Raw genomic sequence first — 15,932 nt, 5'->3', positions numbered from 1 at the left:
CCACCCAGCAAGCTGAGCTTCACCGTTCGACTTGCATGTGTTAAGCACGCCGCCAGCGTTCATCCTGAGCCAGGATCAAACTCTCCAAAAAGAAAAAATGCATACACCATCGGGAAAACGACAATGCAGCGAGTTCGAAACTGACCAAAAAGGATGCCATCACTGACAATCCATAATGCCGGCACCGAAATACCGGACTTTGATCCAAAGGAATCTCACCCCACCACAAAGGCAGGGACGAGGTAATTTGGCATTTGACAAGTGCACGCTGTTGAGTTCTCAAGGATCGGACGCTCCCGCAGCTCAGCCTTCCAGCCTCGCCCGCAGGGCAACTTTACAATCTTATCCCTCTCGCGCAGCTTGTCAAGTCGGCGCTTCGGGATCTCAGATCCACAGTGGCGACCGACGACGTCCTTCGCGAGGGGATTCCCATCCTAGACCAGAAGTCCTGTTCTCTCTACCGAGAGGTTTGGGATGGGATTCGGTTCTCCGCTTGAGGGGGCGAGACCTTCCGGCCCTTCGCTCTTCCCTGTGGGGCGAACAAGTAATAACTTACGCGGCACACCACCATCCGGCAAATCACACCCACATCCCGGGCGTGTCGCGCTGCCAGGCCGCCTGACCACCTCCCTCCTTCCGGCGAGATACTGACTCCATGCGCATGCTCCCCGATGCAGGCCCACGGTGCCCTCTGTGCGGCGACCGCCTCGGCTTCGAGATTCTGGACGACGAGCGATTCCTCGTCGCATGGTCGTGTGTGACCTGCGGCGCCATCCGCACGACGGAACCCGCGTAGCTCCGAGTCCTAGACCTCCGTGCTCGGAGCACGGGTTCGCATGACGAGCGCCGCAGCCAGGGTGACCGCCACCAGCACGGTCACATACGCCGAGAAGAGCCACGGCACCGTGGCCGTCGCGTGGTACAGAAGCGGCGCCGTTCCGCCGAACAGCGAGTTGGACACCGCATAACCGAACCCGACGCCCAGAGCCCGCAACGCCGGTGGGAACGCCTCGGCCTTGGCGATCGTGTTGGTCGCGAGATATCCGGTGAGCACGACGAAGACGACGAGCAGCACTGCGAACAGCGTCGACGGCGCCGTGAGCCCGGGGGCGATCATGACAGCGGGTCCGATCACGACGACGCCGGCGGCCCCGAAGAACACCAGCAGAGGCTTTCGCCCGATGCGGTCGCTCATGGCGCCGCCCACGGGCTGGAGCAGCATCAGGACGATCATCGCGATGAGGATGGCCGTCGTGCTCGCGCGCTCGGCATCCGACCCTCCGGCAGCGAACGCCGCTTCACGCGACACGGACGGCACCGTCACCGTGAACGTGTAGAACGCCGCCGTGCCACCCGACGTCATCAGCACGACCCACAACAACGGTCGCCAGCCGTCACGAAAGAGATCCGCGAGCCCCGCCGCCGCAGGACGCGTTCGCTCGCTCGGCATCCGTCGGGCGAGAACCAACGTCATGACTCCCGCGAGCGCACCCAGCCCGAACGCGACCCGCCACCCCCACGCCGAAATCTGCGCGCGATCCACGACCGAGAGCAGGATGAGCAGTGTCGCCTGCGCAAGGACCTGGCCCGCAACGATCGTCGCCGTCTGGAACGACGATGAGAAGCCACGACGGCCGCGGGCCGCGACGTCGGCCAGGTACACCGCCGAGGCTCCATACTCACCGCCGGTCGCGATCCCCTGGACCGCGCCGACGAGCAGCAGAATGCCGGCGGACCAGGCGCCGACGTGGGATTGCGTCGGACTGATCGCCAGGACAGCGGAGCCGGCAGACATGAGGAGCACGCTCGACACGAGCGCGAATCGCAGGCCGCGGCGCCCGGCGATACGCCCGAAGATCCACGATCCGATCGGACGCATGACGAACGTGAGCGCGAAGATCGCGTAGACGTAGATCAGCGAACCGCCGTCGGAGGGGTCGAAGAACTCCGTCCGGAAGAACGGCGCGAACACCGCGAAGGCGTACAGGTTGTACCACTGCACGAGGTTCGGGAAGGACCCGCCGAGGAGCGCCCAGGTCACTCCCGCGCGCGGCTGACCGACATCGGGCGCCGGTGCGGCGGAGTTCATGCGCTCACTGTAGAGCTTTGAGGTCAACCGGGTGACGCACGCTTCTTCGCATCCCTCGGGGCAGACCGGCAGCGGCGGTGTCGTCGCGGTTGATACGTCCCGGGTCAGACGTTGAAGCGGAACTCCACCACGTCGCCGTCCTGCATGACGTAGTCCTTGCCCTCCAGGCGCGCCTTGCCCTTCGCACGCGCCTCGGCGACCGACCCGAGCGCGACGAGGTCGTCGAACGAGATCACCTCGGCCTTGATGAAGCCCTTCTCGAAATCGGTGTGGATCACGCCAGCGGCCTGCGGAGCCTTCCATCCCTTGCCGATGGTCCAGGCCCGCGCTTCCTTCGGGCCCGCCGTCAAGTACGTCTGAAGACCCAGCGTGTCGAAGCCGATGCGCGCGAGCTGATCGAGACCGGACTCGTCCTGACCGGTCGAGGCGAGCAGCTCCGCCGCCTCCTCGGGATCGAGGTCGATCAGCTCCGACTCGATCTTCGCGTCGAGGAACACCGCTGTGGCCGGCGCGACGAGCGCGGCCAGCTCGGCCTTGCGGGCGGCATCGGTCAACACCGCCTCGTCGACGTTGAAGACGAAGATGAAGGGCTTCGCGGTGAGAAGGCCCAGCTCCTTGATGGGAGCCAGGTCGATCCCGGATGCCGAGAGCAGCACTCCCCGCTGCAGCGCGTCACGTGCGGCGACGGCGGCATCGAGGACGGCCGGGTCGAGCTTCTTTCCCCGCACTTCCTTCTCATACCGCGTGATCGCCTTCTCGAGCGTCTCGAGGTCGGCGAGCTGAAGCTCCGCGTTGATCGTCTCCATGTCGGATGCCGGGTCGACCTTGCCGTCGACGTGCACGACGTCGGAATCGGCGAATCCGCGCACGACCTGAGCGATCGCATCGGCCTCGCGAATGTTCGCCAGGAACTTGTTGCCGAGGCCCTCGCCCTCGCTCGCTCCGCGCACGATGCCGGCGATGTCGACGAACGAGACCGCGGCGGGAAGGATGCGCTCACTGCCGAAGACCTTGGCGAGCGTGCCCAACCGCGGATCGGGGAGGTTCACGACCCCGACGTTCGGTTCGATCGTCGCGAACGGGTAGTTCGCCGCGAGCACCTGGTTCTTCGTCAGCGCGTTGAACAGGGTCGACTTGCCGACGTTGGGAAGACCCACGATTCCGATGGTAAGAGCCACGGGCGTCAAGTCTACGGGGGCGATCAGGCCGTCCCCGCCGCGACCGTGTGGTTCCTCACCATCCCTGACGCGCGACTAAAGTAAGGGTTACCTATCTTCAAAAGAGAGAGTGCTGTCATGCCTGTGTCCGTCCCTCGCCGTCTCGCGGCGGCATCCGTTCTCACCATCGCTGCGCTCGGTCTCTCCGCCTGCGCTGGTTCCGCCGCCCCCGGCGCCTCCTCATCGGCGGATCCGTCCTCCCTGAGCGGTACCTCGATCACCGTCTACAACGCGCAGCACGAGGAACTGACGCAGGCGTGGGCCGACGCCTTCACGAAGAAGACCGGCATCGACGTGGTTCTGCGAAACGGCAGCGACTCCGAGCTCGGCAACCAGATCGTTCAGGAGGGAGCCGCCTCACCGGCGGACGTCTTCCTCACCGAGAACTCCCCCGCGATGTCCCTGGTCGAGAACGCGGGGCTGCTCGCCCCCATCGACGCCGCGACCCTGGCCGCCGTCCCCGCGCAGTACCGTCCGGCGAGCGGCGACTGGACGGGCATCGCCGCACGGTCCACCGTGATGGTCTACAACCCCGCACTCATCGCCGCCGACCAGCTGCCCACCTCGATCATGGATCTGCAGAAGCCGGAGTGGAAGGGACGATGGGCCGCGTCGCCCACCGGAGCGGACTTCCAGGCGATCGTTTCGGCCATCCTGCAGGAGAAGGGCGAGGACGCCACGGCAGCGTGGCTCGCCGCCATGAAGGAGAATGCGTCCGCGTACAAGGGCAACAGCACCGTGATGAAGGCCGTCAACGCCGGAGAGATTCCGCTCGGCGTGATCTACCACTACTACTGGTTCATCGATCAGGCCAAGACGAAGGAGAACAGCGCCAACACGAAGCTGGCCTACTTCGGCGCCCAGGATCCGGGGGCCTTCGTCAGCGTGTCGGGCGGAGGGGTGCTGGCCTCCAGCAAGAACGCGGCTGCCGCCCAGCAGTTCCTCGCTTTCATCACCGGCCCCGACGGGCAGCAGATTCTTCGCGACGGGACAAGCTTCGAGTACGCGATCGGCAGCGACGTCGCCTCCAACCCCGCCCTGCCCCCGCTGAGTTCGCTGCAGCCGCCGGCGATCGACCCGTCGACGCTGAACAGCAAGAAGGTCACGGACCTCATGACCGCCGCGGGGCTCATCTGAGCCTCGCCACCGCCGACCCTTCCAGGGTCAGCGGACCCACGCAGCGGCACCGCGCGTTCACCGCGCCGGTGCCGCTGCTGGTGCTCGCCCTGATCGCGGCAGCGGTGCTGCTCATTCCGGTCGGCTTCGTCGTCTGGGTGGCCGTCTCCGAGGGGTGGTCGCAACTGAGCGCTCAGGTGTTCCGCCCCCGGGTGGGCGAACTGCTCGCCAACACCGCGGGCCTGCTCGTTCTCGCCGTACCGCTGTGCGTCGTGGTGGGGGTCGGGGCGGCATGGACCGTGGAACGCACGACACTGCCCGGCCGAAAAGCCTGGGCGATCGCGCTGGCCTCCCCGCTGGCCATGCCCGCCTTCGTCAGCGGATACGGATGGATCTCCGCGGTTCCCTCTCTGCAGGGACTCGGCGGCGGACTGCTGATCGCCGTCGGCGCCTACTACCCGCTCGTCTATCTTCCGGCGCTGGCGACACTCCGCCGCCTCGATCCGTCGCTCGAAGAGTCGGCGCGTGCGCTCGGACTGGGCCCGCTCGCCACCTTCGGGCGAGTCGTCCTTCCCCAACTGCGCGTGGCGATCCTGGGTGGCGCCCTCGTGGTCGCACTTCACCTGCTGGCCGAGTACGGCGCGTTCGCGCTGCTGCGCTTCGACACCTTCACCACGGCGATCGTCAGTCAGTTCCAGTCCAGCTTCGCCGGCCCCGCAGCCAATGCGCTGGGCGTCGTCCTCGCGGCCCTCTGTCTCGTGCTGCTCGTCGGCGAGGCGAGCGCACGCGGTCGACTGCGGTACGCGAGGGTCGGACGCGGCGCCGCACGCCCCGCCGTCCCCCATCGGCTGGGACGGGCAGTGATCCCCGTCATGGCCGCGCTCAGCGGCATCCTCATCCTCGCCGTATGCATCCCGGGCGCGAGCCTGCTGCGATGGGCACTGCGACCGGAGGGCTGGCAGAGCATTCATCTTCTGCCTGCGCTCGCGCAGACCCTCGTGCTGTCGGGAGCCGGAGCGCTCGCCGCGACCGTCGTCGCCCTCCCCTGCGCCTGGTTGAGTGTGCGACACCCCAGCCGACTCGCCCGCAGCATCGAGGGCGCGATGTACCTGGCCAGCAGCCTCCCGACGATCATCGTCGCTCTCGCCCTGGTCACGGTGACCCTTCGCGTCGTGCCGGGGCTGTATCAGACCCCCGCAACCGTCATCGCGGCCTACGTCATCGTTTTCCTCCCCCGCGCCCTGGTGAGCCTTCGCAGCGGTTTGGCGCAGGTGCCTCCGCGCCTCGAGGAAGCGGCACAGACTCTCGGCCGGACGCGCTTCGCGGCGACGGTCCAGGTGACGGCTCCGCTCATGGCATCGTCATTCGGCGCGGCGTTGGCCCTCGTCGGGCTCGGCTGCGCGAACGAGCTGACGGCGACCCTCCTGCTGGCCCCGAGCGGGACCCGCACCCTCGCCACCCAGTTCTGGTCTGAGACCTCGAACGCCGACTTCGTCGCCGGTGCGCCGTATGCGATCATGCTCATCGTGCTGTCGGTTCCGAGCGTCGCTCTCCTCCTCGCCGACGCCCGACGACGGAGCGATCGATGACCTCGTTGACCGTGACGGATGCCGCCGTGCGCCTCGGCGCGGACCTCGTGCTCGATGGCGTGCAGCTGGCCGTCGCCGACGGCGAACGGCTCGCGATCGTGGGTCCGTCGGGAAGCGGCAAGTCCACGCTTCTGCGTGCGATCGCCGGGTTCGAACGGATCACAGGCGGCGAGATCCGTCTGGGTGAGGAGATCGCCGCCACGGCCACGCGCCATCTGGCGCCGCATCGGCGACGGATCGGCTACGTCGCACAGGACGGCGCCCTCTTCCCTCACCTCACCGCACGGCGGAACATCGCCTTCGGGCTTCGAGGCTCCGTGCGCGGCGAACGCACCGGCGCGGTTGCGGCCGCCGCCACGCTCGCGGGTATCGAACCGGAGCTGCTCGAGCGCTATCCCCACGAGATCTCCGGAGGTCAGCAGCAGCGCGTCTCTCTCGCTCGAGCCCTCGCGCCGCACCCGCGCGTCCTGCTGCTCGACGAGCCTTTCAGTGCGCTCGACACCGAGTTGCGCACGCAGGTGCGCGCACAGGTCGTCGAAGCGCTGACGCGGGCGCAGGTGACCAGCGTGCTGGTGACCCACGATCCCGAAGAGGCTCTCGCCTTCGGGCAGGCCGTCGCGGTGCTCGACGGCGGACGGCTGCAGCAGGCCGGCCCGTGCGCCGACGTTTTCGCACGCCCGGTGTCGGCAGCCGTGGCGCGTCTGCTCGGTGACATCGTCCTGTTGGCGGGCGAGAAGACCGCGGCCGGCGGATTCCGGTGTCCCATCGGCACGCTCGCCATCGATGCCGACTTCTCCGGCGGCGCCTCGACGAGCGTCGCCATGGTGCGCCCGACACAGCTCAGGCTGACGACGGATGCCGAGGCGGCGCCCGCCCGCGTGACCGCCATCGCGCTCGTGGGTGCGACGGCCACCGCGACCCTCGCCTGCGCCGACGGCACGACCGTCGCCGTGCCGTTGCGTGCCATCGGCACACCGATCCCGGCTCTCGGCGATGAGGTCCGCGTCACGGTCGACGGCGGCGCCGTCCTCTACGCGGCCTGACGTCTCGGCGCGGCATCCGCCCCTGGGAGCGGCCTTCGCGCGCTCATCCGCGGATGCTGCGGAACACCTCTGTGCGGTACGGCAGCTCGACGACGTCGACGCCGTCCTCGACCGGGTGACACGATGCGGCGAAGAGCTCGTCGACCTCCGCGAGGATGCGGTCCCGCTCGCCCGATGCCGCCGTGATGACATAGCTGCGCGATCGCACCATCGCCGCGAGTTCTGACCGGGTCAGCCGTCGCGACCACCGCCAGGTCCTCCGCTCGAGCGTCCCGAAGGGCGCGGTGACGGTCGGCCCCGCACCGGCGAGCAGCTCTTCGGCGTGGCTGCCCTTCATGATGGCGCCGAGGCGGGCAACCCACGGCGTGGTCTCGTCGCGGATGTTCCAGACCAGACCGAGGACGCCGCCCGGCTTCAGGACGCGTCCGACCTCGACGGATGCCGCGGCCACGTCGACCCAGTGCCACGCCTGACCGAAGGCGACGGCATCGACGCTCTCGTCCGGAAGGTTCATGCGCTCCGCCGAGCCGATCAGCGTCTCCACGGCAGGAAGGGTCTCGCGCAGGGTGGCCAGCATCGCGGCATCCGGCTCCACCGCGATCACGTCGGCACCGGCATCGACCAGCGCGGCGGTGAGCTTGCCGGTACCCGCCCCGACGTCTGCGACCCGCGGGCGCGGGCCGATCGGAGCCAGCAACCACCTCACGGCCGCCGCCGGGTAGGTCGGCCGGCCCGCCTCGTACTCCTTGGCCGCCGAGCCGAAGCTCGCAGCCATCTCGTCACGCGTCGCCATGAGCCGACCCTACGCCCGCAACCTCTTGCAACCTCGACGTTCCTACCGTCGAGGCATCGGGCGGAACGGCTCCGCCGAGAGGAAGTGATGTCAATGACGACTCTGACCGACACCCCTGCTGCCGCGGCGACCGACGCGATCGCCACGACGATGCGCGCCGCGGTGGTCACCGCGCCCGGCGAGCCACTGACCGTCTCCGAGGTCCCCGTGCCACGGCCCGGGCCCGGCCAGGCGCTCGTGCGCGTGATCACCAGCGGCGTCTGCCACACCGACCTCCACGCCGCGCGCGGCGACTGGCCGGTCGCACCGAAGGGCGATCTGATCCCCGGCCACGAAGGCTACGGCGAGGTCGTCGCCCTCGGGGCCGGCGTCACGACACTCACCGTCGGCCAGAAGGTCGGCAACGCCTGGCTGTGGTCCGCCTGCGGAACGTGCGAGTACTGCCGCACCGGGTGGGAGACGCTGTGCCCTGCTCAGCAGAACGGCGGCTACTCGGTCGACGGCAGCTTCGGCGAGTTCATGCTCGTCGACGAGAAGTACGCCGCGCGGATTCCCGACGGAGCCGACCCGGTCGAGGTCGCTCCGATCCTCTGCGCCGGGGTCACCGTGTACAAGGGGCTGAAGATGACCGGCGTGCGACCGGGCGAGTGGGTGACGATCTCCGGCATCGGCGGACTCGGCCACATCGCGGTGCAGTACGCGCGGGCCATGGGCATGCGTGTGGCCGCCGTCGATGTCGACGACGCCAAGCTGGAACTGGCTCGTCGCCACGGTGCGGAAGTGACGGTCAACGCCAGGGACGCGGATCCCGGCATCGCGATCCAAGAGCACACGGGCGGAACGCACGGTGTCCTGGTCACCGCGGTGCATCCCCGGGCCTTCGACCAGGCGCTCAGCGTCGTGCGGCGGGGAGCCACCATCGTCTTCAACGGCCTGCCGCCCGGGACCTTCGACGCCGACATCTTCGACATCGTCCTGCGCGCGATCACGATCCGCGGATCGATCGTCGGCACGCGCCAGGACATGATCGAAGCGCTCGACTTCTATGCCCGCGGTCAGATCCACCCCACCGTGCACGTGGAGAGCCTCGAGGACGTCAACGACATCTTCGAGCGGATGGAGAGGGGCCAGATCGACGGTCGGATCGTCATGCGCTACTGACCCGGGCACGACGGCCGGCGGGGAGCGAACGCAGCAGGTTCGCTCCCCGCCGTGCGCCGGGGTCCGCAACGCGCTCCCCCGGCGCGCCTGCCGATGCCGGGTGGCCTCGACGCGCACAGTTGAGTGGTGGCCCTCGACTTCACCGCGATCGACTTCGAAACCGCGAACTCGTCGAGCGCCTCGGCGTGCGCGGTCGGTCTCACTCGCGTGCGCGATGGTCGTGTCGTGGAGACGGCGGGCTGGCTCATCAAGCCCCCGGCCGGTCACGACCGCTTCTTCGAGCTGAACATCGGCATCCACGGCATCCGCCCGGAGGACGTCGTGGATGCTCCGACGTGGATCGACCAGCTCTCGGCCCTCGACCGGTTCGTGGGCGACGACGTCGTCGTGGCCCACAACGCCGGATTCGACATGAGCGTCCTGCGGCGCGCGTGCGAGGCGACGGATGCCGCGTGCCCGTCGTATCGCTACCTGTGCAGTCTCCAGGTCGCCCGCAAGACCTACGACCTCTCGTCGTATCGACTGCCGTCGGTCGCCGCTGCCGCGGGATTCCTCGACTTCGCCCACCACGACGCCGCGTCCGATGCGCTCGCCTGCGCGCACATCATGATCGACGCCGCGGCGCGCGCCGGTGCGCACGACGTCGTCGAACTCGCCATGCTGCTCGGTGTGCGCGTCCCGCGGCTCGCCGGCAGCGACCGGCTCGCGCCCGTCGCCCCGGCGGTCGGCTGAACGGCCGCGCACCGCACCGCGCGGCGCCCACGGATGTCGGTGGCGTGCGCCACCCTGGAGGCATGGACGCCTTCACCCTCATCGTCGTCGGAGCGCTGTGCCTGGTCGTCGGCACCGCCGGCGGCTGGATCACCGGGGTCTCGCGCGCCGCGGAGCGCACGGCACGCGAGACCGCAGACCTGTCGGCACGCCTGGCGGCGGCGGAGACGTCGGCTCGCGCGCTGGGCGCGCAGCTGGAACATGAGCGCACGATCACCCGCGACCTCGGAGCCCAGGCCCGCGCCGATCTCAGCGCTCAGCAGGAGCGTGAACGACGTGACCAGCTCGTCCTTCGCGCGCTCGCGCCGGTGCAGGAGTCCCTCCAGCTGATGCAGCAGAAGGTGACCGAGCTCGAGCGCGACCGCCAGAATCAGTACGGTTCGCTCGCCGAGCAGCTGCGCGCCGCGCGCGCGAGCGATGAGGCGCTGCGAGCGACCACCGAGTCCCTGGCGGGCGCGCTGCGTTCGAACGCCACACGCGGCGTCTGGGGCGAGACGCAGTTGCGGCGCGTGGTCGAATCGGCGGGCCTCACCCGCTATGTGGATTTCGATCTGCAGGCGTCGGTGACCTCCCACGCCGGCGACGGCAGACCCGACATGATCGTTCGCCTCCCCGGCGGCATGTCACTGGCCGTCGACGCGAAGGTGCCGTTGGATGCCTACCTCGAGGCGTCGGCGATCGCGATCACGGCGACCGGCGAGGAGGCCGTCCGGCGCGCAGCGCTGCTCCAACGTCATGTCCGAGCCGTCCGCGCGCATGTCGATGCCCTCGCGAAGAAGTCGTATTGGTCGGGACTGGACGCGAGCCCCGAGTTCGTCGTGTGCTTCCTGCCGAACGAGGCGCTCCTGTCGACCGCGCTCGAAGAGGATCCCACCTTGCTCGATCACGCCTTCCGTCAGCGCGTGGCACTCGCGTCACCGGTGAACCTCTGGGCCGTTCTGAAGACGGTGGCCTACACCTGGACCCAGCAGGAGGTGTCCACGGAGGCCCGCCGCCTGTTCGAGCTGGGCACCGAACTGTACCAGCGGCTGGGCGGACTCGCCGGACACGCCGAGGATCTCCGTCGGGCCATCGAGCGCACGGTCGACAGCTACAACCGCTTCACCGGATCCCTCGAGTCGCGTGTGCTCGTGACGGCGCGGAAGTTCCCCGGGATCGACGAGACGAAGCTGGATGCCGCGACGGCGCCCGCATCCATCGAGAAGGCGCCCCGCAAGATGCTCGCCCCGGAAATGATCCCGAGCGCAGCCGGTGCCGATGATCCCGAACCGGGCATCTCCGCCGACCTCGGCTCTGTCCGGGACCGGCTGTGAGTCGAGGAGCGCTCAGGCCGGGAACAGGTTGAGGAGTGCGACGACGGAAACGGAGACCGCGACGAATGCGCCGATCATCCACCAGGCACTGACCTGGTGACCCTCCGGCATCCGGCGACGCAAGAGCACGTCGGGTCGACGTGCGGGGTCGACGGTGACGCTCACCTGACCCGTTCTGGGACTGCTGGATGCTGCGGACATGTGACCCCCGGACTGCGTGGAAACGTCTGTGTCGCCGGTGACACCGCTGTCCATTCTGCCAGAGGGGAGGCTCTCACGTCCCCCATACCGCGCGCGCCGCGCCGATGCTACAGTCCGCGCTCAGAGCCACTTCGACGTGAGGTGCTCCGACGAAATACGCCGCAACGTGCCCGACGCCCCCCGCAGCACGACGCTCTCCGTATAGACGAAGTCGCCGTCACGCCGAACACCGGCAACCAGTTCACCGTTCGTGACGCCCGTGGCCACGAAGATGGTGTTGCGGCCGGTGACCAGTTCGTCGGCCTCGTACACGTAGCCGTCGACTTTCAGACCTGCATCGATCCCGCGCTGCTTCTCGTCGTCGTCGCGCGGCCAGAGACGTCCTTGGATGTGGCCTCCGAGCGCCTTGATCGCGCACGTGGTCGCGACGCCTTCGGGGCTGCCTCCGATGCCGATGCACATGTCGGTACGGGCGTTGTGCCGTGCCGCGTTGATCCCACCGGCGACGTCACCGTCGCTCATCAGCCGCGTTCCGGCGCCGGCGTCGCGGATCTCCTCGATCAGTCGGGCGTGGCGGGGACGGTTCAGCACCGAGACCACGAGCTCGTCGACGGGCTTGCCCAGTGCCTTCGCCAGAAGACGGATGTTCTCGCCGACGGGCAGGCGGATGTCCACGACACCGACGCCGGCCGGACCGGTGACGATCTTGTCCATGTAGAACACACTCGACGCGTCGAGCATGGAGCCGCGATCGGAGACCGCGAGAACCGAAAGCGCGTTGTTGCGTCCTTCGGCGGTCAGCGAGGTTCCGTCGATCGGATCGACGGCGACGTCGCACTGGGGCCCGCGACCCGTTCCCACGTGTTCACCGTTGAAGAGCATGGGAGCGTTGTCCTTCTCGCCCTCGCCGATGACGATGACTCCGTCGAAGTTCACCGTGGTGAGAAACGCCCGCATGGCGTCGACGGCCGCACCGTCGGCCTTCTCCTTCTGGCCCCGTCCGATGAACGGTACGGAGCGAATGGCCGCCGCCTCCGTCGCGCGCACCAACTCCATCGCCAGGTTCCGGTCGGGGTGCAAAGGGCTCATGTCCGCGGTCAGGCTCACCATGACGTCAGCCTAGGCGGCCGCACCGCGCGGATGCGGTGTTTTCAGCCAATGCCTGAGGAAGGAACCGCACTTCTTATCACTGCGGCAAGCTCGACCCGGCGCTTTTGCCCGGCGGGGGCCTCACCGACGTCGCTGGTGCTTCGATAGGCTGTGCCAGGAATCCCCGCAGAACTGAGGAGCAGAAATGCCTGTCGCCACCCCTGAGCAATACGCCGAGATGCTGGACCGCGCGAAGGCCGGTGGCTACGCGTTCCCCGCGATCAACGCCGCCAGCTCGCAGTCGATCAACGCGATCCTGCAGGGTCTGACCGAAGCCGGATCCGACGGCATCATCCAGGTGACCACCGGCGGAGCCGACTATTTCGCGGGCCACACCGTGAAGGGTCGCGCCACCGGCGCGCTGGCGTTCGCGAAGTTCGCGACCGAGGTCGCCAAGAACTACCCGATCACGGTGGCTCTGCACACCGACCACTGCCCCAAGCCCGCCCTCGAGGACTTCGTGCTCCCGCTGATCGCGGCATCCGAGGAGGAGGTCCGCGCCGGTCGCAACCCCATCTTCCAGTCGCACATGTGGGACGGGTCGGCTGTTGCGCTCGACGAGAACATCGCCATCGCGAAGGAGTTGCTGCCTCGCATGAAGAACATCAACGCGATTCTCGAGGTCGAGATCGGCGTGGTCGGCGGCGAAGAGGACGGCGTCAAGCACGAGGGCTCCAACGAGGCGCTCTACACGACCACCGCCGATGTGTCTCGATTCGTCGAGGCGCTCGGCCTCGGCGAGAACGGCCGCTATATCGCCGCTCTGACGTTCGGCAATGTGCACGGCGTCTACAAGCCCGGCAACGTGAAGCTGCGCCCCGAGCTGCTCGGTGAGATCCAGGCGGGCATCGCGGAGCGCTTCGGCACCGACGCGAAGCCCCTCGACCTGGTCTTCCACGGTGGCAGCGGCTCGACGCCGGAGGAGATCGCGACCGCCGTGGCCAACGGTGTCGTCAAGATGAACATCGACACCGACACGCAGTACGCCTTCACGCGTTCGGTCGCCGGCTTCATGTTCAGCAACTACGACGGCGTGTTGAAGGTCGACGGCGAGGTGGGCAACAAGAAGGCCTACGACCCGCGCGCCTGGGGCAAGGTGGCCGAGACGGCCATGGCCGCTCGCGTCGTCGAGGCGACACAGCAGCTCGGCTCGGCAGGGCATTCGATCAGCCTCTGATCCGCATCGAGAACGCCCCCGGAGCTCACGTCTCCGGGGGCGTTTCTCGTCGGTATCCGGTGCCGCGATGTGCGGTGCCGCGCCGCGCTGAAGGCGGGTGCGGTCGCTGCGATCAGGCAGGGTCGACGTACGCGTCGAGCAGTCCCGGAGCACCGTCGGGCACGTGGATCACCCGGATGGGATCGCCCGCGCGGACGGAGCCCGTACGCACGACGCGCAGGTACGGACCGAGCCGCCGTTCTGCCGACAACCGCCGCACCCAGCCGCGTTCCGCCGACCGGTCGACGGTGCGCACCCAGCGGGCGAAGGTCTGGCACGGTGTCCGCGGCATCGTCACCTCGACGACGGCCGTCTCCCCGATCCGCCACTGCTCGCCGATACGGGCACGATTGACGTCGAGCCCCTCGACACGGAGGTTCTCGCCGAACCATCCGGGCGGGAGAGGCGCCCGCAGCTGCGTCTCCCAGAACTCGGCGTCCTCCTGCGCGTACGCATACAGAGCCTTGTCCAGGCCACCATGGTGCTTCCGATTCGCCTGCACATCGGCATACGCGCCGTAGCGTCCGAGGCGCACCGCCCCGTCGACCGCGGCCTTATCGATCGCTGTCACACCGAGTGATCCGGCGTCAGGGCGCAGCGCCCGTACGACGCAGACGGCGAGAAGGCGCCCCGTGTCGCTCATCGGGCGAAGTGGGTGACGATCGCAGGGTCGCCGAGCAGCGGCACCGTCAAGCACACCGTGGCGAGGATGAAGGTCACGATCGCCCCGACGAGGGGAATCCACCACGACAGGCGACGCGCACGCAGCGACACCCACGACAGCAACGCGGTGAGCATCCACCCGCCGATGAAGACGAAGGCTCCGATGCGACCCCACAGCTCGCCCTGCGCGGTGTTCGTGAACGTCGCGTCGATACCCCCGACCTGCATCCACGTCTGCGCGAAGCCGGAGAAGTCCCACAGCTGCGGCACCGCACTGACGACGGTCACGAGACCGTACACGAGCAGGGCGAAGGTGATGATGCGGTCCGCGGTGCGCGTCGGGCGCGCGGCGGCGGTCGTCGCCGGAGCGGTGGGCGGGTGGACTCGGCTGGGTGCCGTGTGCGGCAGCGCGGGGTGGGGCGAGACGGAGGCCGGCTCGGGCTGCTGGATCCGCGCCCGCTGCTCCTCGGGGCTCGCATACTCGCCGTACTGCGGACGCGGACGCGGCGTCTGCGCGTGTGTGGACGATCCGGTCGGGTCGCTCATCCGCGCGACCGCCCACCCAGTGCACGGTCGTCCCGGCGCCCGCTCGCATCCTGGCGGAGCTCCTTGGGAAGCGAGAACATCAGATCCTCCTCGGCCGTGCGCACCTGCTCGACGTCGGCGTAGCCGGCGCCGGCGAGGTCGGCGAGGACTTCCTGCACGAGCACCTCGGGCACGGAGGCTCCGCTGGTGACCCCGACGGTCTCGACGCCGTCGAGCCATTCCTGCTGGATCTCGTGGGCGTAGTCGACGCGGTAGGCCGCTTTCGCGCCGTATTCCAGCGCCACCTCGACCAGGCGCACGGAGTTGGAGGAGTTCGCCGAGCCGACGACGATGACGAGGTCGGCGTCCTTGGCGACCTTCTTGATGGCAACCTGGCGGTTCTGCGTCGCGTAGCAGATGTCGTCAGACGGCGGATCCTGAAGCTCGGGAAAACGTTCGCGCAGACGGCGAACCGTCTCCATGGTCTCATCGACCGAGAGCGTCGTCTGCGACAGCCAGACGACCTTCGCCGGATCTTTCACGACGACCCGATCGGCTTCCTCGGGCGAGTTGACGACGGTGACGTGGTCCGGGGCCTCTCCGGCCGTCCCCTCGACCTCTTCGTGGCCGTCGTGGCCGATGAGGAGGATCTCGAAGTCGTCGCGGGCGAAGCGCACCGCCTCGCGGTGCACCTTGGTCACGAGAGGACAAGTGGCATCGATCGCCTGGAGGCCCCGCTCGGAGGCCGCGTTCACGACGGCCGGCGACACACCGTGCGCGCTGAAGACGACGTGGGCACCTTCGGGCACTTCATCGACCTCCTCGACGAACACGGCTCCCTTCGCCTCGAGCTCGGTGACGACGTGGATGTTGTGCACGATCTGCTTGCGCACGTACACGGGTGCACCGTAGCGCTCCAGCGCCTTCTCGACGGCGATCACGGCGCGATCGACGCCGGCGCAGTACCCTCGCGGTGACGCGAGGAGGACCCGCTTGTGTCCGGGGACCGGGTTATCCTGAAGCCGTCCGCGCGGGCCTGGAATGTGGGGCGTCGGAAGACGGATGGCTGTGCTGCTCACCCCTTGA

Annotated in this window: 15 protein-coding genes; 7 read left to right on the top strand and 8 right to left on the bottom strand. The window is 68.5% G+C overall.

From position 1 onward, the window contains the following. Nucleotides 1-805: 805 nt before the first annotated feature. Nucleotides 806-2,089 (bottom strand): MFS transporter, encoded by a 1,284-nt coding sequence (locus CEP17_RS03235; protein ID WP_112931253.1) that lies wholly within the window; start codon nt 2,087-2,089, stop codon nt 806-808. 104 nt (nt 2,090-2,193) lie between these two features. Next, nucleotides 2,194-3,267 carry a redox-regulated ATPase YchF gene (gene ychF / locus CEP17_RS03230; RefSeq protein WP_112931252.1) on the bottom strand — a complete coding sequence of 358 codons (1,074 nt, stop codon included), beginning with the start codon at nt 3,265-3,267 and terminating at the stop codon, nt 2,194-2,196. A gap of 117 nt (nt 3,268-3,384) precedes the next feature. On the opposite strand from ychF, the gene CEP17_RS03225 reads away from it, so the two are divergent. From CEP17_RS03225 to CEP17_RS03215, 3 genes are all read left to right on the top strand, one after another. Next, nucleotides 3,385-4,443 (top strand): iron ABC transporter substrate-binding protein, encoded by a 1,059-nt coding sequence (locus CEP17_RS03225; RefSeq protein ID WP_112931251.1) that lies wholly within the window; start codon nt 3,385-3,387, stop codon nt 4,441-4,443. Between the two features lie 68 nt (nt 4,444-4,511). Beyond that, nucleotides 4,512-6,011, top strand: a complete 1,500-nt coding sequence (locus tag CEP17_RS03220) for an iron ABC transporter permease (RefSeq protein ID WP_112931250.1) — start codon at nt 4,512-4,514, stop codon at nt 6,009-6,011. Further along, on the top strand, nt 6,008-7,054 hold the full coding sequence (locus CEP17_RS03215; protein WP_112931249.1) for an ABC transporter ATP-binding protein: 1,047 nt from the start codon (nt 6,008-6,010) through the stop codon (nt 7,052-7,054). Before CEP17_RS03220 ends, CEP17_RS03215 begins: the two co-directional genes overlap by 4 nt. A gap of 43 nt (nt 7,055-7,097) precedes the next feature. Here the strand turns inward: CEP17_RS03215 and CEP17_RS03210 are convergent, their stop codons facing one another. Continuing rightward, nucleotides 7,098-7,847, bottom strand: coding sequence for a class I SAM-dependent methyltransferase (locus tag CEP17_RS03210; protein WP_112931248.1), 750 nt, complete (start codon nt 7,845-7,847; stop codon nt 7,098-7,100). A 93-nt stretch (nt 7,848-7,940) separates the two neighbouring features. Between CEP17_RS03210 and adhP the strand changes: the two genes are divergently transcribed. The 3 genes from adhP (at nt 7,941) to CEP17_RS03195 (ending at nt 11,092) form a co-directional block, all read left to right on the top strand. Next, entirely contained in the window at nt 7,941-9,008 is a 1,068-nt protein-coding gene (gene adhP, locus CEP17_RS03205) for an alcohol dehydrogenase AdhP (protein ID WP_112931247.1), read from the top strand. 126 nt (nt 9,009-9,134) lie between these two features. Further along, complete coding sequence (locus tag CEP17_RS03200) at nt 9,135-9,740, top strand: 3'-5' exonuclease (protein ID WP_112932854.1); 606 nt, start codon at nt 9,135-9,137, stop codon at nt 9,738-9,740. A gap of 62 nt (nt 9,741-9,802) precedes the next feature. Then, nucleotides 9,803-11,092 (top strand): DNA recombination protein RmuC, encoded by a 1,290-nt coding sequence (locus CEP17_RS03195; RefSeq protein WP_112931246.1) that lies wholly within the window; start codon nt 9,803-9,805, stop codon nt 11,090-11,092. Nucleotides 11,093-11,104: 12 nt separating this feature from the next. On the opposite strand, the gene CEP17_RS15215 is transcribed toward CEP17_RS03195, so the two are convergent. Further along, nucleotides 11,105-11,257, bottom strand: coding sequence for a hypothetical protein (locus CEP17_RS15215; RefSeq protein WP_231560220.1), 153 nt, complete (start codon nt 11,255-11,257; stop codon nt 11,105-11,107). 156 nt (nt 11,258-11,413) lie between these two features. Further along, nucleotides 11,414-12,403, bottom strand: a complete 990-nt coding sequence (gene glpX, locus CEP17_RS03185; protein WP_112931245.1) for a class II fructose-bisphosphatase — start codon at nt 12,401-12,403, stop codon at nt 11,414-11,416. A 184-nt stretch (nt 12,404-12,587) separates the two neighbouring features. Here glpX and fbaA point away from each other — a divergent pair, with 184 nt between their 5' ends. Further along, nucleotides 12,588-13,619, top strand: a complete 1,032-nt coding sequence (gene fbaA, locus CEP17_RS03180) for a class II fructose-bisphosphate aldolase (protein WP_039412325.1) — start codon at nt 12,588-12,590, stop codon at nt 13,617-13,619. A 112-nt stretch (nt 13,620-13,731) separates the two neighbouring features. On the opposite strand, the gene CEP17_RS03175 is transcribed toward fbaA, so the two are convergent. Genes CEP17_RS03175 through CEP17_RS03165 form a run of 3 tightly spaced genes read right to left on the bottom strand, consistent with a single transcriptional unit; the run spans nt 13,732 to nt 15,889 of the window. Continuing rightward, nucleotides 13,732-14,301 carry an MOSC domain-containing protein gene (locus CEP17_RS03175; protein WP_112931244.1) on the bottom strand — a complete coding sequence of 190 codons (570 nt, stop codon included), beginning with the start codon at nt 14,299-14,301 and terminating at the stop codon, nt 13,732-13,734. Then, a complete protein-coding gene (locus CEP17_RS03170) occupies nt 14,298-14,867 on the bottom strand; it encodes a DUF6264 family protein (protein WP_112931243.1) in 570 nt (189 codons plus the stop codon). The genes CEP17_RS03175 and CEP17_RS03170 overlap by 4 nt, the downstream gene beginning before the upstream one ends. Beyond that, nucleotides 14,864-15,889: a 4-hydroxy-3-methylbut-2-enyl diphosphate reductase gene (locus CEP17_RS03165; protein ID WP_051039537.1), complete on the bottom strand. Its 1,026-nt coding sequence runs from the start codon at nt 15,887-15,889 to the stop codon at nt 14,864-14,866. Before CEP17_RS03165 ends, CEP17_RS03170 begins: the two co-directional genes overlap by 4 nt. Nucleotides 15,890-15,932 lie beyond the last annotated feature (43 nt).

It is taken from the genome of Microbacterium sp. PM5 (assembly GCF_003293595.1).
Taxonomy (GTDB): domain Bacteria; phylum Actinomycetota; class Actinomycetes; order Actinomycetales; family Microbacteriaceae; genus Microbacterium.
The sequence above is the reverse complement of the archived record's forward strand: the minus strand, read 5'-3'. Positions and strand labels throughout refer to the sequence as shown.